Annotated in this window: 25 protein-coding genes; 11 read left to right on the forward strand and 14 right to left on the reverse strand. The window is 60.0% G+C overall.

Going from position 1 to position 23,075, the window contains the following annotated elements; all coding sequences use genetic code 11:
• Nucleotides 1-15: 15 nt before the first annotated feature.
• The 3 genes from GJB56_RS18840 to GJB56_RS18850 form a co-directional block, all read right to left on the reverse strand.
• Nucleotides 16-852 carry an SDR family oxidoreductase gene (locus tag GJB56_RS18840; protein WP_046379384.1) on the reverse strand — a complete coding sequence of 279 codons (837 nt, stop codon included), beginning with the start codon at nucleotides 850-852 and terminating at the stop codon, nucleotides 16-18.
• A gap of 173 nt (nucleotides 853-1,025) precedes the next feature.
• Nucleotides 1,026-1,745 carry a M50 family metallopeptidase gene (locus tag GJB56_RS18845; RefSeq protein WP_003940327.1) on the reverse strand — a complete coding sequence of 240 codons (720 nt, stop codon included), beginning with the start codon at nucleotides 1,743-1,745 and terminating at the stop codon, nucleotides 1,026-1,028.
• The gene (locus GJB56_RS18850) at nucleotides 1,742-2,929 is read right to left on the reverse strand and encodes an ATP-binding protein (protein WP_113682627.1); all 1,188 of its coding nucleotides are present in this window, start codon (nucleotides 2,927-2,929) and stop codon (nucleotides 1,742-1,744) included. Before GJB56_RS18850 ends, GJB56_RS18845 begins: the two co-directional genes overlap by 4 nt.
• Before the next feature lie 546 nt (nucleotides 2,930-3,475).
• Here GJB56_RS18850 and GJB56_RS18855 point away from each other — a divergent pair.
• Together GJB56_RS18855 and GJB56_RS18860 are read left to right on the forward strand one after the other, a co-directional pair.
• A complete protein-coding gene (locus GJB56_RS18855) occupies nucleotides 3,476-4,366 on the forward strand; it encodes a cutinase family protein (protein ID WP_162793410.1) in 891 nt (296 codons plus the stop codon).
• Between the two features lie 33 nt (nucleotides 4,367-4,399).
• Nucleotides 4,400-4,867 (forward strand): hypothetical protein, encoded by a 468-nt coding sequence (locus GJB56_RS18860; RefSeq protein ID WP_154606691.1) that lies wholly within the window; start codon nucleotides 4,400-4,402, stop codon nucleotides 4,865-4,867.
• A 393-nt stretch (nucleotides 4,868-5,260) separates the two neighbouring features.
• On the opposite strand, the gene GJB56_RS18865 is transcribed toward GJB56_RS18860, so the two are convergent.
• On the reverse strand, nucleotides 5,261-6,316 hold the full coding sequence (locus GJB56_RS18865) for an NAD(P)/FAD-dependent oxidoreductase (protein WP_113682629.1): 1,056 nt from the start codon (nucleotides 6,314-6,316) through the stop codon (nucleotides 5,261-5,263).
• Nucleotides 6,317-6,563: 247 nt separating this feature from the next.
• Nucleotides 6,564-7,238: a TetR/AcrR family transcriptional regulator gene (locus tag GJB56_RS18870; RefSeq protein ID WP_113682881.1), complete on the reverse strand. Its 675-nt coding sequence runs from the start codon at nucleotides 7,236-7,238 to the stop codon at nucleotides 6,564-6,566.
• 117 nt (nucleotides 7,239-7,355) lie between these two features.
• Between GJB56_RS18870 and GJB56_RS18875 the strand changes: the two genes are divergently transcribed.
• Genes GJB56_RS18875 through GJB56_RS18885 form a run of 3 tightly spaced genes read left to right on the forward strand, consistent with a single transcriptional unit; the run spans nucleotide 7,356 to nucleotide 8,994 of the window.
• A complete protein-coding gene (locus GJB56_RS18875; RefSeq protein ID WP_230091010.1) occupies nucleotides 7,356-8,042 on the forward strand; it encodes a hypothetical protein in 687 nt (228 codons plus the stop codon).
• Nucleotides 8,039-8,848, forward strand: a complete 810-nt coding sequence (locus tag GJB56_RS18880) for an SDR family NAD(P)-dependent oxidoreductase (protein ID WP_113682630.1) — start codon at nucleotides 8,039-8,041, stop codon at nucleotides 8,846-8,848. Before GJB56_RS18875 ends, GJB56_RS18880 begins: the two co-directional genes overlap by 4 nt.
• Nucleotides 8,845-8,994, forward strand: coding sequence for a cytochrome P450 (locus GJB56_RS18885; protein ID WP_113682631.1), 150 nt, complete (start codon nucleotides 8,845-8,847; stop codon nucleotides 8,992-8,994). Before GJB56_RS18880 ends, GJB56_RS18885 begins: the two co-directional genes overlap by 4 nt.
• Here the strand turns inward: GJB56_RS18885 and GJB56_RS18890 are convergent.
• The gene (locus GJB56_RS18890; RefSeq protein ID WP_003939902.1) at nucleotides 8,991-9,635 is read right to left on the reverse strand and encodes a TetR/AcrR family transcriptional regulator; all 645 of its coding nucleotides are present in this window, start codon (nucleotides 9,633-9,635) and stop codon (nucleotides 8,991-8,993) included. The two genes, GJB56_RS18885 and GJB56_RS18890, sit on opposite strands and share 4 nt — an antisense overlap.
• A 112-nt stretch (nucleotides 9,636-9,747) precedes the next feature.
• Here GJB56_RS18890 and GJB56_RS18895 point away from each other — a divergent pair, with 112 nt between their 5' ends.
• Both GJB56_RS18895 and GJB56_RS18900 read left to right on the forward strand, forming a co-directional pair.
• Nucleotides 9,748-10,629 carry an alpha/beta fold hydrolase gene (locus tag GJB56_RS18895; protein ID WP_019745539.1) on the forward strand — a complete coding sequence of 294 codons (882 nt, stop codon included), beginning with the start codon at nucleotides 9,748-9,750 and terminating at the stop codon, nucleotides 10,627-10,629.
• Nucleotides 10,630-10,702: 73 nt separating this feature from the next.
• Nucleotides 10,703-11,149, forward strand: coding sequence for a hypothetical protein (locus tag GJB56_RS18900; protein WP_020970971.1), 447 nt, complete (start codon nucleotides 10,703-10,705; stop codon nucleotides 11,147-11,149).
• A gap of 34 nt (nucleotides 11,150-11,183) precedes the next feature.
• On the opposite strand, the gene GJB56_RS18905 is transcribed toward GJB56_RS18900, so the two are convergent.
• Nucleotides 11,184-11,483, reverse strand: a complete 300-nt coding sequence (locus GJB56_RS18905) for a DUF4259 domain-containing protein (RefSeq protein WP_230091011.1) — start codon at nucleotides 11,481-11,483, stop codon at nucleotides 11,184-11,186.
• A gap of 1,419 nt (nucleotides 11,484-12,902) precedes the next feature.
• Between GJB56_RS18905 and GJB56_RS18910 the strand changes: the two genes are divergently transcribed.
• Nucleotides 12,903-13,040 (forward strand): hypothetical protein, encoded by a 138-nt coding sequence (locus GJB56_RS18910; protein WP_019745545.1) that lies wholly within the window; start codon nucleotides 12,903-12,905, stop codon nucleotides 13,038-13,040.
• A gap of 302 nt (nucleotides 13,041-13,342) precedes the next feature.
• Entirely contained in the window at nucleotides 13,343-15,298 is a 1,956-nt protein-coding gene (locus GJB56_RS18915) for an ABC1 kinase family protein (protein ID WP_230091012.1), read from the forward strand.
• A 14-nt stretch (nucleotides 15,299-15,312) separates the two neighbouring features.
• Here GJB56_RS18915 and GJB56_RS18920 read toward each other — a convergent pair whose 3' ends face one another.
• From GJB56_RS18920 to GJB56_RS18935, 4 genes are all read right to left on the reverse strand, one after another.
• Nucleotides 15,313-16,044 carry a hypothetical protein gene (locus tag GJB56_RS18920; protein WP_021331842.1) on the reverse strand — a complete coding sequence of 244 codons (732 nt, stop codon included), beginning with the start codon at nucleotides 16,042-16,044 and terminating at the stop codon, nucleotides 15,313-15,315.
• A 38-nt stretch (nucleotides 16,045-16,082) separates the two neighbouring features.
• The gene (locus GJB56_RS18925) at nucleotides 16,083-16,367 is read right to left on the reverse strand and encodes a hypothetical protein (protein WP_003939785.1); all 285 of its coding nucleotides are present in this window, start codon (nucleotides 16,365-16,367) and stop codon (nucleotides 16,083-16,085) included.
• 127 nt (nucleotides 16,368-16,494) lie between these two features.
• On the reverse strand, nucleotides 16,495-18,102 hold the full coding sequence (locus GJB56_RS18930) for an AMP-binding protein (protein WP_021331841.1): 1,608 nt from the start codon (nucleotides 18,100-18,102) through the stop codon (nucleotides 16,495-16,497).
• A gap of 103 nt (nucleotides 18,103-18,205) precedes the next feature.
• Complete coding sequence (locus GJB56_RS18935) at nucleotides 18,206-18,397, reverse strand: hypothetical protein (RefSeq protein ID WP_021331840.1); 192 nt, start codon at nucleotides 18,395-18,397, stop codon at nucleotides 18,206-18,208.
• Nucleotides 18,398-18,422: 25 nt separating this feature from the next.
• On the opposite strand from GJB56_RS18935, the gene GJB56_RS18940 reads away from it, so the two are divergent.
• Complete coding sequence (locus tag GJB56_RS18940) at nucleotides 18,423-18,938, forward strand: CGNR zinc finger domain-containing protein (RefSeq protein WP_003940315.1); 516 nt, start codon at nucleotides 18,423-18,425, stop codon at nucleotides 18,936-18,938.
• Between the two features lie 10 nt (nucleotides 18,939-18,948).
• On the opposite strand, the gene GJB56_RS18945 is transcribed toward GJB56_RS18940, so the two are convergent.
• The 3 genes from GJB56_RS18945 to GJB56_RS18955 form a co-directional block, all read right to left on the reverse strand.
• Nucleotides 18,949-19,581, reverse strand: coding sequence for a hypothetical protein (locus GJB56_RS18945; protein WP_113682634.1), 633 nt, complete (start codon nucleotides 19,579-19,581; stop codon nucleotides 18,949-18,951).
• An 87-nt stretch (nucleotides 19,582-19,668) separates the two neighbouring features.
• Nucleotides 19,669-20,205: a hypothetical protein gene (locus GJB56_RS18950; RefSeq protein ID WP_230091013.1), complete on the reverse strand. Its 537-nt coding sequence runs from the start codon at nucleotides 20,203-20,205 to the stop codon at nucleotides 19,669-19,671.
• 150 nt (nucleotides 20,206-20,355) lie between these two features.
• Nucleotides 20,356-21,519 (reverse strand): LLM class flavin-dependent oxidoreductase, encoded by a 1,164-nt coding sequence (locus tag GJB56_RS18955; RefSeq protein WP_019745553.1) that lies wholly within the window; start codon nucleotides 21,517-21,519, stop codon nucleotides 20,356-20,358.
• A 157-nt stretch (nucleotides 21,520-21,676) separates the two neighbouring features.
• On the opposite strand from GJB56_RS18955, the gene GJB56_RS18960 reads away from it, so the two are divergent.
• On the forward strand, nucleotides 21,677-23,008 hold the full coding sequence (locus tag GJB56_RS18960) for an MFS transporter (RefSeq protein ID WP_113682883.1): 1,332 nt from the start codon (nucleotides 21,677-21,679) through the stop codon (nucleotides 23,006-23,008).
• Nucleotides 23,009-23,075: the final 67 nt, after the last annotated feature.

Genomic DNA, 23,075 nt, shown 5'->3' on the forward strand with positions numbered 1-23,075 from the left:
GTAGATCGCCCGAGATCACGGAATTGGAGCATCGACGAAAATGTCGATAGCCAACGGTGACTGACCGCCGTACTGCGAGAAGTCCGAAATCCCCGCCTCGCGCAGGACATCGACGTCGAGCACCGTCCGACCGGTATCCGTGCCGGCGGGACGTCCGAGAATCTCGATAGCCGCATCAGCCATGATCTCGGGTGAACGCGAGTGATCGATACTTTCGTCTCCCCCGAGCAGGTTTCCGACGGCCGCCGTGGCGATCATGGTCTCCGGCCACAGACAATTACTCGAAATCGGTGCACCTGAATACTCCGCGGCGATACCCAAGGCCGCCAATGTCATTCCGTATTTGGCCAGCATGTAGCCCGGATGAGCACCCAACCAGTGCGGCGAAAAGTTGAGCGGTGGCGACAGCGTCAATACGTGCGCGTTGGCCGAAACCCGAAGGTACGGAAGGCACGCTCGGGTGAGCGCGAAAGTGCCACGGACGTTGACCTGCTGCATCAGATCGAATCGCTTCATCGCGAGGTCTTCGGTTTTCGAAATGTCGAGGACGCTCGCGTTGTTGACCACGATGTCGATACCACCGAAGTGCTCTACCGCTGCATCGACGGCGTGCGCGATGTCGTCGTCGTTCCTCACGTCACCGACGACGGGAACGGCATGACCCCCAAGCTCGTTCAACTCGTCCACAGCCGTGTGGATTGTTCCGGGCAACCGGGGGTCAGGCGTATCGGTCTTGGCGAGCAACACGACGTTTCCGCCGCGGCGCGCTATCGCACGGGCGATGGCAAGTCCGATGCCACGGCTTCCCCCGGACATGATCGCGGTTCGTCCGCGGAAGTTCTTGTCGTCCAAAACGAATCCTTGTCATCGTCGACGGTCTTCGTCGCTGCGGTTGTGGCCGCGGGAAGTCCCGGCACGACCACTCGTCGACTTCCACGATATGAGCGCCTTCACGCGATGACTACGGCCGCGGAGCATCAATAATCGTTGATCAGTTGTCCCGTCAGGACAACTGATCAATGCGGTCAGCCACCCACCGGGCGCAGGATCCACCATCCGCCGAGCACGAGCACCGCGACGTTCACGAGCAGAAACAAACCGACCCAGACGATCGCGGGTATCGGTGAGAGCCTGGCCAATTGGTCGGCGTCCGAGTCCGGTGCCCCGCCTCGTCGCATTCGCTGCCGTTGAAGCTCCACGACTGGGCGTGGTCCGGCGAAAAGCAGGAAGAGCGTCAAGAAGTAGGCAGCAGCCACCTGCTGCTCCTGGGTCCCCCACCAGACGAGTCCGAACAACACGGCTCCCACCACGGCAAGTGAGAAGACTCCGTAGAGGTTTCGGATCAGAACCATCATCACCGCGATCACGAATACGCCGATCCACAACACCGAGACCGCACGCTGCGCGCCCAACAACCCGGCCGCGCCGAGTCCGAGAATCGACGGTCCGACGTACCCCGCGAACGTCATCAGAATGACGCCGAAGCCGGTCGGTTTGCCCGACGAAATAGCGACACCCGACGTATCCGAATGCAGGCGAAGACCTTTCAACCGTCGACCGACCAGGACGGCGACAATCAGATGAGCGCCCTCGTGTGCGATGGTGACGACGTTACGGGCGATCCGCCACAGGTGTGGTTCGAGAACAATGATCACGGCGATCAACGCGGCCAGTTGAACTACCCACGCCGGTGGGTTGGGACTGAGCGCCGCCACCCGATCCCACGCGGTTTCGAGCGCGTTCACTCCGCTTGTCCGCGCAGGTATCGGCCGAAGTGAGGGACCGTGAATCCGATGGACCCACGTTCTGCCGAATAGATCAGTCCCTTCTTGATCAGTCCATCGCGTGCCGGCGAAAGGGAAGCCGGCTTGCGCCCCAACTCGACGGCGATCTTCGCGGTTGCGACGGGTCCGTCGTCACCGGCGAGATCGGCCATGGCGCGCATGTACTCACGCTCCGCGGGCGTTGCTCGCTCGTACCGTGATCCGAAGAAGCCGACAGCGAGTTCTTCCTCAGCCGTCGGCGCGCCGACGCGCACGTCTTCCGACGTGATCGGACTCGACGCCGCCACATCCCACGTGGCCTTTCCGTAGGCCTGAACGAAGTACGGGTACCCGTCAGCCGCTTGGTACAGAGCGTCGAGCGCAGATTCGGTGAACTCGACGTCCTCACGCTCAGCAGGCGCAATCAGTGCCTGATCTGCAGCTTCCCGCTCGAGCCGATCGATCCGGTGGTAGCTGAACAGGCGCTCCGAGTAGCTTTTCGACGCCGACAGCACAGCAGGCAGATGCGGAAGCCCCGCCCCGACGACGATCAACGGTGCCGCGTCCTGACTCAACTCGTGGCAGGCCCCGCAGATCGCCGAGACATCCGCGGCACCGAGGTCCTGCATCTCGTCGATGAAGATTGCGATCCCGACGCCCACATCCCTGGCCAGCGACGACGCGTCGAGCAGCAACTCGACGAGGTCGATCTCGATGTCGCCGCTGTCTGCCCGACCTTTGATCGCGGGTGCATCGATGCCTGGCTGCCAGCGCTCGCGCATTCCCTTGTCCGCAGTGGCGCGTAGGGCAAACGATTTGAGGACTCCGAGGAACTGCTCGACCCGCTCGGGATCGCGATGGGAGACCGCGATCTCTCGGACTGCCATGTGCAGCGCCGACGAGAGTGGGCGTCGTAAATCCTGATCGGGGCGCGCCTCGATCTTGCCGGTCCCCCAACTTCGGGAGATCGCGGCCGAACGCAACTGATTGAGCAGGACGGTCTTGCCGACGCCACGCAAGCCGGTGAGGACAACACTTCGTTCCGGGCGGCCACGCGCAATTCGCTCGAGAACGACGTCGAAGGCGTCGATCTGCTTGTCGCGCCCGGCGAGTTCCGGCGGGCGTTGACCGGCACCGGGGGCATACGGATTGCGCACGGGGTCCATGCCCATCGACGGTACAAGCAGAGTAGACGAATATCCCGCTCTCTAGCGCGTGTCCTAGAGAGAACTAGGAACCGCAATATCGGCGCTACCTCGTCGAGCTCTCCCTCGACCGGAACCAAACCTGGGCCGGGCTCCATGAGGGCCAGCGCTCCTAGTCTTGTTTCCCTGTACGCGTACGACGAAACCGGTGGCGTACCTTCAGCGGCAGATCTTAAGAACAGCAAACTTACTCCTGCAATCACTCAAGAACTGATGCCATTCATTCTTGCGCGTCAAACCAGTAAGCGCGGATACGTTTCAAATACGGGTGCCGGGAACTGAAGTACTCCCCACGGGTCACTTCGAAGCCCTACGAACTTCTCAGAAACGAGGGTGTGTGATCCGGAATTCCCGCATGGCGCCTTCTGATGGTGGCGAAGCGGTGTCATCTGTTCGGATGAATCTGCAGAATTCCGTTGATGATTGCCCCAGATGGTCCTACCATGACCGACAGTTGGAAATGTAAATAGACCAAGGGAAACTGAAATGCTTCTACTGAGGCGGACCATGCAGGCAAACTCATTCCACTCGCGGCAATTAACTGTTTTACTAACTTTGACCGCAATATTCTTCGGTTCGTTAATCACAGCACCGACCGCACGTGCCGTTACACCAAAACCCGTGCAGCTAACGGTTCAACAAGCATGTTCTTCGGCAGACTATGTACTTATAGGAGCAAGAGGGTCAGGAGACCCGTCGGATGGGCAGTTCGGCGGCTTGGGTAGTGTCGTCTATTCCGCCTATCAATATCTTACCGACAAGTTAGCCAAGCGCAACACCTCTATTGCCGCAATACCCGTCACGTATCCTGCTCAAGAAGTCCAATCGTTGGCCCTCACACTAACAGGGAAAAGTTACTATTTCGATGGACTAGCCCAGGGTGTTAGCGATATCCGGAAATCAATTAACACTTTTGAAACGTGGCCCGGATGCAAAGGGAAGCAGCTAGTTCTCATCGGATATTCCCAGGGAGCAATGGTTATCAATCGAGTCCTCCAAGAGCCAAACAAGAACCATCCTGTCTTTTTCTCTGCCAATATTCTCATCGGTAACGGTGACCGGCACTCCAACGACCGCACGATACCGGTCGGAAATGCCAGAGCAAACTCCAAAGGAATCGGCTTTACACTTCCTCCGATGAGTGGAACAAAATTCGTCCCCCTGGCACCGCTCGACATTAACGCGGTAAATGTTTGCGTTGACGGAGACATAGTCTGCGCACCTCACTTGAACACCGTCAAACCTCCCTGGTGGTGCACTGCATTACTCAGTAAAGCTTGTTCCGCTTTCTGGTCCGTCGTTGCAGGAGTCGATCTATACAGACAGGTAAATTTACACCTTAACTCTTACGCCGGCAGTTCCATCTTGCGCCAAGCTATCGACAATCGATTCGATTGATTCCCGCACTCACAAACTAGATTGAGGTAAACCATGATGTCTATTAGAAGAAACCTGGGGCGGGGCGTCGGGTTCGCTTCGGTTGCACTGGCTACATACATATGCATCTTCTTCGCCTCATCGGCCAGAGCTGCCGGGCCGACCATTGAAATCAATGAATCCGGCTCCACCGTGACTGCAAGAATTTTAGAGATCCCAGAAAATCTTCCCTGCGCAATGGTTGCATGGGACGGCGCCAGGTACAGCGAGGCCGATTTAGATTCTTCCGAGAAGGCAGAATCCTTCAACGACCAGGCGTTGACGACACCGAATCCTCAGTTCATTTTCACCAATTCGAATGAATCAACCATGGAGATTGAATTTCCGTTACCAGGAAAATTTGTGATTGCGGTAGGGTGTACATCTCTGGAGGACGGCACAGATACCGTTTATTCGACCAAGGCAATAACAATTAGACAAAATGGGACAGGAAGCATTAACACCGGAAGCTTTGGAAGCTAGCCGGCAAGCAGCACGCAGATTCCATCTCCAATCATTTGCGCGACCCAACCAGCGTATACTGCCCGAACTTGCCAACTAGAAAGTATTCGCGGGATCCCGTCAGTATGTAAGTGCATTCGCTGCGAAAGTGCGAACCCCCACGGGCGGCTTCGATACGTCCCCCCGAGGGCAGGACCGTGGTTCCGAGTTTGCTGATCTTGCTTACCCCCCAGCGTCATCGCAGACGGATCGCCCGGCGCGATCGAATCCACTTCGATCAGGATGTACACGGCATCCCGCTTTGGGTTTTCTAAATCCTGGCGAGGCGGTCAGCAACAATCAACCATTTGGCTACTCGCCGCAAAGGACTTTGTCATCACAGAATCGTGCCGATACTCAGACCTTCGCTGCAAGCTAGAGTTTTGCCGCTCGGGCGAAGTCCCCGGCCACGTGGGCTCCAATTGCTCCGGCCAGAATGATCGCCGGATGAGTCGCGGCCAGATAGAGCCCCGACATGCCTTCGGCGAAGCCCAGCAGCGGGCGGCCACCACGCGGGATGGGACGGTCAGCGACTACCGTCTCGATCTGTTCCACGTGGTCACCGTCCACGAGCTGACTGCGGATCGCGTGCAGCGTCGGCCCCGCAAGCTCACGAGCATCTCCGGAGAACCCGGCCGGAACATCTTCAGCCGCAATCAGTGTCGTGTCGTCCAATTGCCGGATCTCGAAATCCAGAGAGGACAGTATTCCGTTCACCAATGGGTGGGGCGTCGAGAATCTGATGAGGCAACACGGGGAGGCGTCGACCTCGACGTCGACTCCCGCCGACGCCGCGAGTCCAGGGATCGCGGTACCCGCAGCGAGCACGGTGGCCGATCCGTAGACGGGACCGTCGGCAGTCATTACTCCGTACACCCTCATGCCCTCCGTGAGCACCCCGCGCGCACTGACATCGGAATACACTGTGGCACCGCACTCTTCGGCACCTCGCAGGAGCGATCGAGCGAACGCAACCGGGTCAACGCCACCGTCATCAGGCGCGTACGCTGCGACCGAGGGGGCCGTCCGCAATCCCGGCTCACGAGCAAGGATTTCCTCTTTACCGATGAGGTCGACGGGATGGCCGAGTGCTCGATGAGCATCTACGAACGCTCGAGTCTCCGCTTCCGTCTCTTCCCAGGTGATCGCGCCTCTGCGGCGCAAACCGATTGGCTCGACGAGTTCGCGCTCCAGGCGGTCGAATTCGACTGCAGCGCCTTGCCGGAACGGATCTGAGTAAGTTTCTGCGGCACTCTTCGAGAGGCCGACCCAGGCAAAGGAGTTGCCGGTCACCCCTCCTGCCACCGAGCCGTGGTCCAGCACCGTGACTCGGAGACCAATGCGCGCCAGGTGATACGCGATCGACGCGCCGACGACACCGGCACCAATCACCAGGATCGGACTGTCGTTTCGGCCATTCGGATGCGTCACCAGTGGACCATATCTGCGAGCCGCAACCTGGATCCACTCAATTTGGATGCGAGGGGCATGACGTGGTCAGCCGCAGAACAAAATGGACAGGGTATTTCTGTGGTGAACCTACACTTCTCGCCAGGCACTGTCTCAGGTGATCAGAAACTCCCGTCGAGGGTTGAGCTCGCCATGCGGTCAGCGTTGCGCAGTCGCTAGTGCTGAGGTGCACACCCCGATCCCATGAGAATCGAGTATGACGTGCAACTCACGGCAACAAATCTCTTGCTTGCGGTGCGAATCTCGATCGTGCTATCCCGGAGGCACTTTCACCGAGCGCCAGCCACAACGCAGTGATGTCATCGATCAGTTGCTCGCGACTGAGGAGTAAGTCTCCGTTCACCCACGAGAGGATCGTCTGGGCGGTTCCGCCGATAACGAAAGCCGGACCGGTCGAGGCCAGTGAATCACTCTCGAGTGCGACGTCGTGGATTTTCCGTGCATGTTCGACCAGCACTGTCGTCAGACCAGAGATGGCGGCCCGACGTTGGGCGTCCTGACTGGTCGCAATCGGCACACCCCCCAACAGAACCAACGCCTTGCGACGATCCGCTCCGAGTACGTCGACCACCGCTGCCACGGCATTTCTCGCTTGTTCGCCCAACGTGGACTCTACGGTTTCGAGGTAACTACCGATCGCGGCTGCCCCGACTTCAGTCGCAACCAGTTCGATGACGGCATTGGCAAGCTGGTCGAGGTCGTCGAAGCTTTCGTAGAAGTAGCGCTTGTTCAAACGCGCCTCGCTGCACAGGCTGGCAACAGTCACCGCACGCCAACGACTTTCCGCCATTTCGGTGAGCGCGGCGTCTAGCAGACTGGCCCGCCGCTTCTCGACCCGAGCGGCTGCACTCGCACCGCCGTAGATGCGCTCACCACCAGTCACAGTGGCAATTCTCGCACGTCCAGCCTTCAACACTCTTGACGGTCTGATCATATCTGGTACGGTTTCGTACCAGAGTGTCAACTGGCACCAGTCCGTACCAGATCAGGATGGCTTGTGATGATTGCACCGATGCAGCAAATCAACTCGTCTGCGGAAGCGAGCCGGGACACGTCTGCAGTCAAATCAATGGTCGTCGAACTGCGCGAGTTGTCCGAGATGCGCCCAACCGTTGCACGGGCCACAGCCTGGCGATACATCAAAGAACTCGGTGATCGCAATGATCTGGCAGCGTTGGCTGAGCTGTTCGGCGAAGGCACGGCTCCGGAAGGACCAGACGGCAAGCTTGAAGGTCTCATCGTCGGGAAATTGTTCGGGATTCCTGAAGCGCACCTTGCCAACCCACTGATGCGTATCAACCCCACCTGGCACGGAAAGACGTTCGACCTCCACGCCGGCACAGGCTTCAATCGCCTTTCCACAATCGCGCAGCTGGTGATGCCGTTCGTCGCCGCGGGGTATCGGGGCCTACGGCGCCGTAAAGGCGAGGTTGAAGGCTTTGATTTCAATCATGCGATCGAAGAAGGCCGCATCGAGCCCCGAGTGATGGTTCGAGCGCTCGATTACGCTGTGCCCCAATACAAGAACCCCAGTGTCCGCACATTCCCGATCAAGCGAACCCGCGATGAGATCGTCGAACTGGTCCCCGGGGTCTATTTCGGCCGCACCCTACTGACCATGCGAACGGGCGAGGTTCGCCTCATTGCCCACTTTGCTTTGCGCCAGCCGATCGGCAGTCCGCTGTGATCGACCTCAAAGGAGCTCGTGTAGGCGTGACGGGCGGGGGCCGCGGAATCGGTAGAGCGACTGCCGCCGCGTTGGCTGCGTGCGGCGCCATCGTCACGATCGGCGACATCGACCTCGACGTTGCCGTCTCCACCGCCGAGGACATCGGAGTCCACGCACATCATCTCGACGTCACCGACGAAGCGAGCTTCCGAGACTTCCTGATAGCCGCTGCGAGTGGCGGAGATATCGACATGCTGGTGAACAACGCCGGCGTTCAGCTGATGGGCCGTTTCGTCGAGAACAGTCTCGATGCTCTACACCGCGAATTAGCCATCAACCTCGGCGCGGTGGTCACCGGAACTCGGTTGGTCCTGCCCGACATGATCGCTCGCGGTCGCGGACACATCGTCAATGTCTCCTCGATGGCGGGCAAAGTGTCTACTCCCGGCATGGCAACCTACTGCGCATCCAAGTTCGGCGTCGTCGCTCTATCACGGGCGATACGCGCTGAGCTGGCCGGAACGGGGGTCAGCCTGACGACGGTGATGCCAGCGGCCACACGCACCGACCTCACATCCGGTGTCACGTTGAGGCTACAGCCGACTCTGGAACCGGCGGACGTCGCAGAGGCCATCGTCGCCAGCGCCCGACATGGCCGGTCGGAGATGACGGTGCCGCGCTGGCTGGCTCCGATGGGCCTTGTCGAGCAGGGCGTCCCCGAGGGGCTACTACTCGGCGCCAAGCGTCTGGTCGGCGGAAAGGAACCCGGAGCCTTCGACCCCGGTCGACGCAAGACATACCTCGAGAGAACACAAACGCCATGAGGACTCTTTTCCGGCAGGCGATCGAGGACACCAGCATTGCTGGCCACTACATTCCACGAGGGACCGAGATCGCTCCGAGTGTGCACACATCGATGCGGATTGACACATGGTGGCAGCAACCGGACGTGTTCAACCCGGAATCCTAACGGCGGCCGACTTCGGGTTGATTCGTGGCCTGAGGTCTCGTCGGCCCGAGAATGCGATCGAGGAGACGCTCAACCAACTGGACCGCCAATTCTGCTGTGGCGTAGCCGGGAAGCATCCCCTGGGCGAGCCCGGCGACAGCCGCCAGAATGAGCTCGGCGTCGAGGTCGGGATCCATTGACGGCGCAACCGCGTCCCGATTGGTCACTCGTTGAAGCTGGCCGGAAATGAGCGCTGTCAACTCTCTTGGGGCAGTGAGGGTTTCCTCGGCGGCGATTCCTTGTCCGGTCAGTGCGGCAGCGTGGAAGGCGCCGAGAACAATCGCTTCCTCCCGACGTTGTCGATCGAGTGGGAGCATGCCGACAAGGAACGCTGAAATAACCTCGCGGGGTGTCGCTTCCGCGCCAAGAACAGACAACTCCTGCATCAAGCGAGCACCCGCATCCTGACGCACAGCTTGATGCGTCGCGAGAAGGAATTCCCGCTTCGTGCCGAAGTAGTACTGCACAAGTCGCACCGAAATCCCAGCCTCGGCAGCAACGGACTGAAATGTCACCGCCGCGAGCCCACCGTCGACAATCACTCGCCGCACCGCATCGGTGATCTCCCGTTGCCTCACTTCATGGTCGACCAGTCGCGGCATGAGGCTGTCCTTCCCCTTTCGAATGGATGACTTTGACTCGTTAATGATACGCACGTACCGCATTAGTGATACGGTCATACCATCAAAATTGAATGCAGCGAGAGGGAGGCTCATGCCGAAGATCGGACGATTCAAGAACGAAGCATCAAAGCAGGCGTACGAGAGCATCTACCGAGAACTGGAGGGCACCTGGCCGGTTCCGTCGACACAACTCGACGTGCCGACATCGTTCGGAACCACCCATGTCCGTAGGTCGGGGACCGGCACGGAGACGCCGATCGTCCTGCTGCACGCAGTCGGCGCCAATTGTCTGCAATGGCACATCGTCATCGAGGACCTGTGCCGGGACCGAGTCGTTTATGCGCTGGACACGATCGGTACTGCAGGCCGCAGTGTGCAGACCGCTCCATTGACCGGGGAATCCGACTTCGCCACCTGGGTGGGCGAGGTATTGAACGAACTCGGGGTCGATCGCGTCCACCTGGTCGGCTACTCGCATGGTGCGTGGCACGCCGTTCTAGTAGCACTTCACGCCCCTGAACGACTGGCGAGTGTGACCCTAATCGAACCGGGCGGAGTCTTCGACAAGCCCTCGTGGCGTGTGCTGCTGAAGATGGTCCGCGCCGGTATGCGCCGCACCGACAAAAATATTCGCAAGCTCAACGATTGGCTGTCCCCCGGGTACGTCATCGGCGATCGCGAGTTCGCTTTGGTTACGGAGGCATTGAACTACCGGCCCGGTGTCGGGTGGGCACGAATACTCAAAGATGCAGAAGTGCAGTCGATCTCGGTTCCAATGCTCGTAATCTCCGGCGCTGAGACGGTTGTCTCCAGCCCCGAGCGGGTGGCCGCGAGGTTAGCTGATCTTGTACCTGAAGCCGAAGTGGAGATTTATGCCGGAACCGGCCACGGAATCCTGGGACACATACCTGATCGGGTAATTCCCCGACTCATGAAGTTCGTCCGCAATCATGACGACGCGAAGCGGACGTGATCTCGCGGACCAGCCGCCGACAAGGTAGTGATGAAGCCGGTCAATCAGCCGGCCAAGGCGGTACAACTGACAGATGAGAACATTCCTCTCCGACCGCCGCGGTCAGGTAATGGTGGCCGTTGCCGCCGCCATTTTGGTCGTAGCGGGAGGTCTGTGGTGGACGAAGACCATCTCCTTCACCGAAACTGCAGTAGTTCAGTTCAGTAGTAATCGAACCGGACTCTACGACGGGTCCCCGCGCGATGCGTACATCGGCGAACGGGAAGCCTCCAACGGCATGTCTGTTCCTGCTGAAAAACTCGCGCAGATACTCGGCGGCAGTGCTTCCGACTACGAGTCCGATCTGACGATCACAGATGCGGACGTACCTGGGCTCGCGGTGACGGCCCGAGGTCGAACCCCCAGCGCCGCCCGAGCATTGGCGACCGACGCCGCCGAAGCTCTCTGTTCGATGTTCGAAGAAGCCAACGCAATGACTTCCGGAGGGTTCACGTTCACCGTCGTTCCACCGGGGAACTGACGGATCTATGGTCAGTAGCGCGGCCGCGCGAGGTTTATGCCTGTTCCCGCTCGGCGGCGAGGGCGACCGCCTGTGCAAAGGTATGGACGAGCACTGCACGTCGAGCGACCTTGTGATCCTCGTCCGGTTCGAGTTCGTCAATGTAGCCATCCCACACGCGCAGATATCGATCGCGCCAGTCGATCAGCACTTGCGTCGATGGAAAGGTCACACCGACTCGTTTCGTCTGGGCAATATCGGTGAGGATCTCGAGCCACGCCGGCACCATCTCCCCGCCCCATTCATCCGGCTCCAGACTCGAATCGTCTTCGAACTCGGCAGTGATGTCGTCCACGATTCGACCGGTCAGGGCCCCCAACCCATCCGCGACGGTGTCACTGTCAAAGTTTCCCGGACCCCAGACTCCCACAAGCCCCCCCATATCGATTGCGGATAATTTCAGGTCGACAGTCGCGTTCCCGTCGCAGCAGGCCGTGAGCGTGCTCGCAGTTTCAGGTCGGCAATTGCAAATTGGAGAATCTGCCGCCCGCTCAGTCAGAGCTTGCGGTCATTGGTGCCCGCCCAAATCGGACTGTCGACTATCTTCCGAAACTTCGGCGACCCGCCGATTGCTGAAATTTTGAGCATCAACCAGTTCCAGATTCTCATAGTCACCTCCGCGTCGTATTTCACCGTCAACACTAACCGACCGGCAGGACTCTTTTGGCTACCGGCACACCACTATGCGTCGACCAGTTAGATCAGGTGTGAACTCGAACTGGCGCAACAGATCGCCGGGAACTGAAGGAGCGCTTGGGTCTTTCCCAGAACCGTCTGGCCCTTTGTGCGTGACGGCGATTGGTTCTGGGTGCATCGATCCGGTCGGAAGCACTGCGATGTTGTCGGCACACAGAATTGTGCTCGGTGGAGATCGAGGATCCGTATCCACGGGTGTCGCAGGCAATTCCTGAAGGTTCGTAGGGGAAATAGCTGCGCATCGCCACCCCCAACAGCGATTCCGTCGATTGTGTAACAACCACACGAAGAACAGCCATCGATGTCCGAAAGGAAGACTGATCCGGCGAGACCGCGAGGTAGTGTCACATCTGCCCAGCAAAACTCGCCACGATCTCGAGAAGACGGTCGGCCTTGCCAACTGCCACCTCTGACGTTACGACGTTGCTGGGCAGGTGTTTACGAAGAAGGATTTCGCACGCGGGGTACCGATCGCTGATGGGACTGATCACCCCTTCTCCGAAAGGTATTGGTAACGAATCGAACCCGGAGCACAGAGGTGCAACGATTGGGCGAGTTGATTCAACGCCCCCGGTGTGCGATCTATCTATTTGCGCCAATCATCCTCGACAAAGACTTAATTCGCCGAACGGGGCCGGGTACCGCAATAGCTGGTCGAGTATTCGATCACGCGTCTTACGCTAAGGAAGGACCGAGAACATGACTGAAGTAATTTCGTGGATTGTCCAGAATCCGATTGGTGCGGTCGTCGCGTTTGTTGCCGACATCGTAATATTGACGATGTCGTCTGTCGCGGGATACTCGTAACCAATCCGCCCGTCCTTCACGGTATTCCTAAGTCGAGGAACTACATTCGAAACGCAGAAGGCCGTAACCGCAGCGTACTGTCGGCGCTCGTCACTGACCTTTCGTGGCCTCATATGCCCAACTGCGCTGGGTCCGTACTGATGTCCCTCGTGTCGAGTGTCATACCACCAGTTTCAATCGATCACGCCATCACTACTCAGGAGGAATCACAATGGGTTCGATCAACGCATTCAACGAATGGGTCAACCAAGCTACGTATGCGGGCGACCCGTTTGCCACCGCCATAGCGATCGTCCAGTTCTTCGTGGTGAGTCTCGTCAACCTGTTCACCGGCGGCCCCATTCTTTAAAGGAGTCCACTCGGTCCCACTTCTGCTCGGCGTCCATCGCAGCCTGTTCTTCGGCTGTACAGCTCCGCGCGAAGGGGGCCGGGACCTCGCTGACGAGCATGATTCGTAGTTCGGCCTCGCGGATGGTCAGTGAACGCAGTTTTGGACGGTCGATCAGGACGAGTCGCCATCGGAGCGAATGAACACCGAAGTGCCCAAGCATGTTCGACGCTTGGGCACTGTCGGGCTTGTTACCCGTCAGTCGGGGTGGGCTCGGGGTTTTCCTGGATGTATCGCAGATCGCGAACCCGTACGCTATCGCAATGGACTTGATGGTCTGGATCGTCACGACGCCATTTCTTGCGGCAGCACTGGCGGGTGTGATGCGACGAACGCTGGGGACGAGAGTCGGATGGCCACGAACACTTCTGGTCGCGGTGATAGCGCTCTCGGTGGGTGTCCCCCTGTCTGGCTACGCCGCGACATTCGCAGGAATTGCCAGCCAGGACGATCAACTTTTGGTGAGCGTGGGAACAGCACTCATATTCTTCGGAGTTGTCGCGCTATGGGTGTTCGCAGCATGCCTGGCCGCATTGGTTTTCCTCGAAGTCGTGGTTCCTACAGGATCCCTACCAGGTCCGTCGGAAGCATTGCGGCGCAGCCGAAAATCGTGGCGCCGAACGAAGCGGTACGTCCAGATCATGGGCATCGTCGTGCGAGCGGGAGGCGGGCCCGCTCTCCGTGCTGGGCCGTCAGCGCCTCAGTTCGGGGACGCACTGGTAGAAGTAATCAACCGGTGCGGTGTCACTTTCGTCAAGTTGGGACAGATCCTCGGCACGCGAGACGACCTCATACCACCCGAGTTGGCTCACACCCTCTCTTCTCTGCAAAGTTCGGCACGCCCGGCTGATCCCGACCGTATCGCGGAGCTACTGGCATCGGAACTCGGCGACGCACCAGAGTCGGTGTTCGCGTCGTTCGATGTGGAGCCGTTCGCCGCCGCCTCTGTCGCACAGGTACATTCCGCGCGCACCGTTGAAGGCGTCGACGTTGTGGTGAAGGTTCAACGTCCCGAGGCGAGCGCACAAGTGAGCGTGGATTGCGATATCTTCCTTCGCGTTTCGGCGCTCGCGGAGACCCGTTTTCCCTGGGCACGCGATATCGGAGTTCATCGACTCGCCGGGGGCCTCGTCACGTCACTACTCGAGGAACTCGACTACCGCACCGAATCAGCGAATACCGGCGCGATTTCTTCCACCATGTCGAACCGCCCGGATATCGTCGTTCCGCACATCTACCCCAACCTCAGTAGTGGACGGGTGCTCGTGATGGAACGGCTTCACGGCACACCGCTCTCCGACGGTGAGGCCGCGCTCACCGGCCTCGACCGCGACACCCGCAGCAGCGTCGCCAACGAACTTCTTGCGTCGTTGCTCGACGGGATCTTTGTCCACGGGGTGTTTCACGCGGACCTGCACCCCGGCAACATCATGATCCTCGATGACGGCCGGGTCGGGCTCCTCGACTTCGGCGCAGTAGGGGTTCTGGACGGCGAGACACGGATCTTGTTCGCAGTGCTCCTCAACGCTGCCCTCGCAGGTGATCCGGTGGCGACAGTCGACGCCATGATGATGGCATTCGACGTACCGCCCGAAGTTGATCGCGGAGCACTACGTCACCAGGTGGGCCGAGAGATCACCCTGCTCAGTGTCCAACCCAATGTTTCCATGGCATCGTTCGCGAGAATGTTCACCGTGCTTCGAGAACACCGAATCGGAGTGCCGGGAGACGTTGCCGCCGCTTTCCGTTCGCTCGCGTCTTTGGAGCGCGCCCTCCGGCTCCTGGATCCGCAGATCGACCTCGTCGCTGCTGTTCGGGCCGAAGTACCCCGACTGTTGACCCAGGTCGCCAGCCCGACTGCAGCCGCGCAGGCAATCCTGTCGACGACGGCGGTCACAACCGCGGTGGTCAGGCGCCTGCCTGGTCAGCTCGACCAGATCGCGACCTCGATCGCATCGGGAAGCTTCACACTTCGCACACGCTCGGTCGCACACCCCGACGACAGGCGATGGCTACGACGGTCGGCGAACAACGCCCTGGGTATGGCGGCGGGAGTGACCGCGCTGATTGTCGCCGCGATCCTTCTGTTCGTACCTGGCGGACCACAACTCACACCTCAGCTGTCGGCCTACGCACTCGTGAGTGCTGTACTGGGCTTCGTCGGCGTCGTTCTGTGCATGCGGACCGTGTTCCGTTTGTTCACACTCGACAACAGGTAACCGAGAACTGATCTTCATCGCTTGATCTCGATGTCGTCGAAGTCGAGCGCCAGGAGCGTCGGGCGCGAGAGAACGCGGCCGCCTGGCCCTCTCGGGAGCACCCGTCGTCGAGTGGGAAAGGTGAGACCGTCGAACTCGCGATGCTGGTCGCAGTAGAGAGCAGCTTTCGCCCAGCTGCCTACCGGTTCGGCGACGAAGTCGTGACGGCGGATGAGGCCACCGTTGTCGACATAGAAGGTCTGCTGCCGGCAATGGGTCTCGATCGCCGGCGCGAACGTTGCCTGAAGTCGTCGCCATTGCTGCCCGGATTCCTGCCAAGGTTCGGCTTCGGTGACAGTGATGTCGTCGCGGGCGAGCAGCAGCGGTGCCGTCAGATAGTTCCAAAAGGCGTAGCCGGCGAAGTAAGCGGTGTCGAGTGCGTCCCAGTGGAGGTTGCGCCGGAGTCCGCTCATCCCGAAAAACTCTGGACGTGGGTCGGTTCGACTCCCGAGTTCTTCGCCGTCACGAGTTTCGATCCGCACGACGCCCTTGTCGAACACAGCGCACTCGCCGACACGCGGAAAGTCTTGGAGGACAGTGCGTTGCTCGGCGACTTCAACCTCGACCGTGAACTTCGCCAACTTGTTGCCTGGGAAGCGCGGAGGCAGCAGACCGCCCAAACGTCCCCGTGCCGTGATCGCTGAAACGGACTGCCAATGTTCGACTCCGCCATGTGCGGTGAGGACTTCATCGAGTAGTTCGTTCATATGTCGACGCTCTCCGTCCCCTGACGGAACTGTGGAAATCAGCGATCAGACGGACGCGTAGTTGTAGTTGCGTTCCTCCCGCGGTACCACTGCCACCCCGCGGTGATGATGACAGCGCCGGCAAGGGACCCGAGGATGCCGCTCGGGCGCAATGATAATCCGTCGCCTGCAATCAAACTCACGAGCAATCCGCCGACCAGCGAACCACCGATTCCCGCGATGAACGCGAAGGTCCAGTCCACTCGTGCGGTCGTTTTCCCCAGAATCAGCTGGGCTCCCGCTCCGATGACGATCCCGAACAGGAGTATTCCGATGATGAGCATGAGACAAGGCCCTTTCGTGGAGTGACGACGCAAGGCGCGAACGACTTACTCTGCACCATCTTTCCGGTATGTCTCTTATGTCGTGGTGAAATCCGTGTGAAAGATCGTCGTCGCCCATTCCACGTTGCTAGGTCGATGCCAGTGTCGTCGCCCAGCGGTAGTCCGCCTTACCGGCCGGGGTTCGCTTGACTTCATCGACAAGCACGATCGTGCGCGGCACCTTGTATCCGGCCAACGTCTTGCGGCAATGTTCCTGTACCGCTTCGAGAGTCAGCTCGTCGGCTCCGGGGTAGGTCGCGATCACCGCTGCGACCTGCTGCCCCATGCGCGCATCGGGTGCGGGAACAACGAGCGCGTCGGAGATCGCCGGATGTGCGTGAAGGGCAGCCTCGACCTCTTCGGCGAAGACCTTCTCGCCACCGGTGTTGATGCACTGCGAGCCACGCCCCAGGAAGACAATGGTGCCGTCTGCTTCCACCTTGCCCATGTCGCCGAGCACCGAAAGGCGGGTGCCGTCGGCGCGGGTCGGGAACGTGCGGGCGGTCTTCTCTTCGTCCTTGTAGTACCCGAGCGGGACGTTTCCGATGCGCGCGATGTAGCCCACGTCGTCGGAGCCCGCTGGAATCTCTTCGAGGCGCTCGTCGACCAGAATCATGTTCGGCGAGGGCGGCATTCGCAGATTGCCCGCCTCGTCGATGGAGAAGGCGCCGTCGTTACCGGACTCGGAGGCTCCGAAGTTGTCCCGCAGCAGCAGGTCCGGCTTCACCGCCAGCATGCGATCCCGCACGCTGGTGGACCAGATCGCGCCACCCGAGGTGATCGAGAACAGGGTGCTGAAATCGACCTCGTCTTTGCGTCGTTCCATCTCGTCGACCAACGGCAGTCCCATGCCGTCGCCGACGATCAAGATCACCTGTACCGAATCCTTCTCGATCGCTTCGACGACCTTCTCCGCGTCGAACTCGCGTCGTAGAACAACTCGCGCACCGAGGGTGAGGAAGGTGAACAGCGAGTACAACGCGGCGCCATGCATCAGCGGGGCAGCAATGAGGAACGAGAGTTCCGGAAATTCCTTTGCAGCACTGGCAATCTCGGCGAGGTCCTGCCGCGCTCCCTCACCGTACGGATTGCCGCCGGAGAGCGGCTTACGGAAGAAGTCGTCATGACGCCACATGACGCCCTTCGGGTATCCGGTGGTCCCGCCGGTGTAGAGGAGGTACACGTCGTCGCCAGAACGAGCGTCGAACTCCCCCACTGGCGACTGTTCACGGGCGTCGTCGAACGAAACCACGGAAACTTCATGCGCTTTTGCTGCTGCGACCAGTTCGGCGTCGATCTCGCCGATCACGATCACCGTCTTCACCTTCGGGCATGCACCGAAGAGGGAAGCAAGGACACGCTGATGCTCGGGGAGTTCCACGACCACCGCGACCGAGTCGGAGTTGGTGAAGATGTACTCGAGCTCCGCGGGTGTGTACCGGTAGTTCACGTTGATCGGGACCGCACGGATCTTGATCAACCCTAGGATCGACGTGACATGTTCGACGCTGTTCTTCAGGAACAGGGCTACATGATCGCCGCTCGAGATGCCGGCTTTCGCGAACAGGTTGGCCGTTCGGTTAGCCTCCGCGTCCAACTGAGAGTAGGAGAAGTTCTCTCCCTCGTAAGTCAATGCAACGCGATCAGGGACTGAGCCGGCAACGGTCTCGAATATGTCAGCAAGATTGAACTGCATTGTCTTTCCTTTCAGAGTCCGCGCCGCGACATCGAGGCAGATAACCCTGAATCTAGAACACGTTCCATGTCGCCGGAGGTAAAACGGAACGATTAGCTGATCATTACCTGGACCTGACCTTTATCGGTGCGGCGACGGCCGAGGCTGCCCCACCCGACATCCACTCGGCGAGCAAGGTCTGCCACGACCCACAATGGCAGCGCAGGTAGGTGACCGTCCCCTCGCTGGTTCGGTGCCGGGATTCGACCTCCCAGCGATGGATGCAACCGATCGGCGTGATCTCTGTTTTCTTCATGCAACGAGCATGATGTAATGGCATTGTGCATCTCAACCCTTACGGCGAATATGCGGTGACGCTGGCCGCCGACCTGGCCAATCGGAATCCCGAGACCTTGGCCGAACTCGTCGAACGCTGCGTCGATGCAGGCATCATTCTCGATTTCCCCATCGCCGAGAAGGACCTCGACGAGACCCTCGACCTTCTGATCGAGTGGTCGAAAATCGTCGACGTCACGGAGGAGGCAGCCCGCGCCGAACTGGTGAACGTCATGCTCGAGCAAGCGTCGGCGTATCCGCGCATGACCAACCACGCGAACGACGGCTGGCATCTGCACTACCGCGATCCCCAACAGTCGCTCGCCGAGGTCCTCAAGGCACTCTTCTCGGTAGGCACGGCGCTACACCTCGTCGGCCGCGGCATGCACCGATTAGGTCGATGCACCCTGGACGAGTGCACCAACATCTACGCGGACACCTCCCGCAACGGCAATCAGCGGTACTGCTCCCCCACGTGCGCGAACCGCGACGCGGTGCGGCGTCATCGTGCACGCAAGTGAGTTGCACCTACTACGACGTGGGACCCACTACCTCGAAATCCGAGCCACCTTGGTACTCGAACTGAAAGCTACCGCCGCTGCTTCCCGAGCTGATCCGATTCCACGCGTCGATCAAGTCCTGAACCGTGTTGTATCCCAGATCCTCCAAAGATCCTGAGAGACTTCCGGTTCCCGCGCCCTCGAACCAGCCGCCGACCACAACTGCCTGCGGAATCGCGATAGTGGGGTTGGTCGGATCGAGCAGTCGAACGCATGCTCCCGCAACGGCGTAAACCCCGGCCGGCAGATTACCGACGGTCCGCGTGATCGTCTGCCCAGGCGAAACGGCAAACAGATCGAGGATGTTACTGACGGTCGGGTACACCAACACGCCAGGCTGGAGCAGCTTTGCCGGATCGCGAATCACGTCGGGGACATCCCTGGCATTGAGGATCGCCACCGTGCAGTTGATGAAGCTGAACCGCGGGTTCGGGTTGGTGATGGTGAAGGTGATCGCATTGTCCGCTGCGCTCACCGATACCGGAGGCGGAAGAATCGCCGGTGCTGCCGACGCCGTCGCCGGAGTCATGACAACCAGTCCCACGACGGCGGCGGACGCCGCGACAACGCTTCCGAGAGCGCGTTTGAATCCACGACTTCGCATTTCCGAACCTCCAGGCAAGTCGGTCAGATCACCAGATGCATGAAGAATAGACCGCTCAGTCGGAAAATTGGGGAGACAGGCAGCGAGCTACCCGAAAAGCCCTTCGAGGCTGCCGCTACCGAACAGGTCGCTCAGGCTTCCGGTATTGATGCCGCTGAACGGTCCACCGATGACAACGAGGCTCGGCACGCCAGGAACGAGCTTACCCAACGTCTCGAGATCGAGAAGATCGGAGCAGGCACCGAGCACGGCGTAGGTTCCGTCCGGAACATCGGTCACGGTATCGGTGACCGTCTGCCCCTTGCCCACGTCGAACAGCGAGGCCGGATCGGTGATCTTGGGGTACACCACAAGGTTCGGATCAAGCAGTTTCAGCGGATCATCAAGCACAGCAGCAGAATCCGCGGCGTTGACGACAAACGCCTGGCACAACGGGGCAATTCCGGTGTTGTTGTTCGTGATCGTCAGCGCCAGATCGTTTCCGGTCACCTTGTACGAGACGACCGGGGGGACCACCTCGGCCGACGCAGTCGCAGGATTGACCATCGCGACGCCTGCCGCGGTTGCAGCGGCGACTGCCACGGTTCCCACTACGCGACGTACTCCACTCGTGCCCAGCTTCATCGAGGATCCTTTCGTACTGCGCCTTGAGTTCGGCAACAGTGCGCAGCCTAGATCGGATCTAGCGCCCGAAATGGCCCAATTGCCCCGCCGGGAGGGCATGCCCGAAAGATCGGGACAAACGTCCCCTTCTCGAAGAGCTAGCTTTTCGACTCAGTTCCCACTGGAGACGAAGGGCGTTCGCACCGGTCCGCCGACCGAACCGTGCGGTGCTACCAATCCACGCTTTTCGAGGATCGGACGCACACCCTCACCGAACTGATACGCCTCTTCGAGATGCGGATAGCCCGACAATACGAAGTGATCCAGTCCGATCGCCGCGTACTCGGCAATCCGATCAGCCACTTCTTGGTGCGAACCGACCAATGCGGTACCTGCTCCCCCTCGCACCAATCCGACGCCGGTCCACAGGTTCGGCGCAATCTCCAGCGACCGCGCTCCGATGCCCTCCTTGTAAGCCGAACCACCGCCGTGCAATTCGAGCATCCGACGCTGACCTTCGGAGCCGGATCGCGCAAGACTCGCCTGAGCCTGCTCGACGGTCGCCGGATCGAGCGCACTGAGCAGCCGATCCGCTTCTGCCCATGCCTGTTCCGAGGTGTCCCGGCTGATGACGTGCAAACGGATTCCGTAGTCGAGGTGACGACCTTGGACTTCCGCGAGGTCGCGGATCCAGGCGATCTTGGCGGCGACAGCGGACGGCGTCTCACCCCAGGTGAGGTAGGTATCCGCGTAGCGCGATGCGACGGTGCCGGCCGCCGGCGAGGATCCGCCGAAGAAGATGGGCGGTACCGGATCCGGAATACGCTGCAGCGTAGCTTTTTCCACGTTGACGTACTCGCCGGAGAAATCAACCGGACCGTTACCGGACCACAACTGGCGGATCACGTCGAGGAACTCGCCGCATCGTGCGTACCGTTGGTTCTTGTCGAGGAAGTCACCGAACGTGCGCTGCTCGTGGTCCTCCCCGCCGGTCACGACGTTGAGCAGCAGACGACCGCCCGACTGCCATTGGAAGGTTGCGGCCATCTGAGCGGCAAGCGTGGGGCTGAGCAATCCCGGGCGCAGAGCAACCAGAAACTTGAGTGTCTCGGTGGTCTCGAGCATCATCGCCGTCGTCAGCCATGCGTCTTCGCACCACGCGCCGGTGGGCGTGAGGACGGCTTCGAAGCCGTTCGTCTCGGCGGCCGCGCCGATCTGATTGAGGTATTTCAGCGTCGCCGGACGATCACCGGACATCGAGCTGCCGTGCCCACCCGCCATCAGATTCCGGGAATCACCGTAAGTAGGCAAGAACCAGTGGAAGCGCAGTGACACGGTGATTCCTTTCGTCGACGTACAGGCAGAACTCTTCTGTCATTACAACCACAGTCCACCTCGAAGAACAGGGTTGAAATCACCCTGATCGCTAGGGGTGCCCACTTTCGGCGCCGGCGATACCTTCGTGAATTTGCACCGCGACCCGGGGGCTCCGATGACCACGTTTGCCGAAGTCGAGCACAATTCACCGTTCTCGAACGAGACCGACGACGAGCGGCGATCCAGATTGAGAACCGTCGTCGCCGCGAGCCTGCTCGGCACGACGGTCGAGTGGTACGACTTCTTCCTCTATGCAACGGCAGCGAGTCTGGTCTTCAACCAACTGTTCTTCCCGAACCAGAGTTCGTTCGTCGGGACCATGCTCTCTTTTGCGACCTTCGCAGTCGGCTTTCTCGTTCGCCCCATCGGTGGAGTGGTGTTCGGTCACATCGGCGATCGCATCGGGCGCAAGAAGACGCTTGCTCTCACGATGTTCATCATGGGTATCGCGACGGCGCTGATGGGCGTTCTTCCGACCGCCGCTCAGATCGGAGTCGTTGCACCGATTCTGCTTCTGCTGCTTCGTATCCTGCAGGGATTCGCTCTCGGTGGCGAGTGGGCCGGAGCTGTTCTCTTGGCAGTCGAACACAGTCCGGAGAAGAAGCGTGGACTGTTCGGCAGCATCCCGCAGATCGGATTGGCTCTCGGGTTGGCATTGGGCACAGGAATGTTCGCGCTGCTTCAAACAGTCTTCGACGACGACCAGTTTCTCCGTTTCGGCTGGAGCATCGCCTTCGTCCTGAGCCTGGTGCTCGTGATCGTGGGGTTGGTGGTCCGCTTGAAGGTGGACGAGACGCCCGCCTTTCAGGCCGTTCGCGACCTCGAACAGCGCTCGTCCGCCCCGCTCAGGGAAGTCTTTCAAGGAAAAGCCGCGCGAAACACCGTACTGGGCATGTTGTCTCGCTGGGGCGAGGGCGCCGCGTTCAACACCTGGGGCGTCTTTGCAATCACGTATGCAACCAAGACTCTGCATTTCGAAAAGGTTCCCGTACTTCTTGTGGTCACCGTGGCCGCAGTAGTGATGGCGATCTTGCTGCCGTTTTCCGGTTTACTCACTGATCGGTTCGGCCCGCAACGGGTCTACATCGTGGGCATCGCCGCGTACGGCCTCGCGATCTTCCCCGCCTTCGCACTGTTCGGTACCGAGAATCTCCTGCTCTTCGGAGTCGCGATGGTCGTGGTCTTCGGAGTGATTCATGCCTTGTTCTACGGCGCCCAGGGAACGCTGTATGCGAGCCTCTACCCCACAGAAATCCGGTACACCGGGTTGTCGGTCGTCTACCAGTTCTCTGGTATCTACGCCTCCGGCGTCACACCTCTGATTCTGACGGCACTGATCGGCGCCAGTGGCGGTTCACCGTGGCTGGCATGTGGATATCTCGTGGCCACCTCGGCGATCAGCGTCGTCGCCACTGCGGCGATCAGGAAGCGTGATCTGCACTTGTAGCTGTCGTCATACAAATATCTTCCTATCTTGCATATTTGCTAGATATAGATAGAAACACCTGCCAAGA

Source organism: Rhodococcus sp. AQ5-07 (genome assembly GCF_009707305.1).
In the GTDB taxonomy this organism is placed as follows: domain Bacteria; phylum Actinomycetota; class Actinomycetes; order Mycobacteriales; family Mycobacteriaceae; genus Rhodococcus_F; species Rhodococcus_F erythropolis.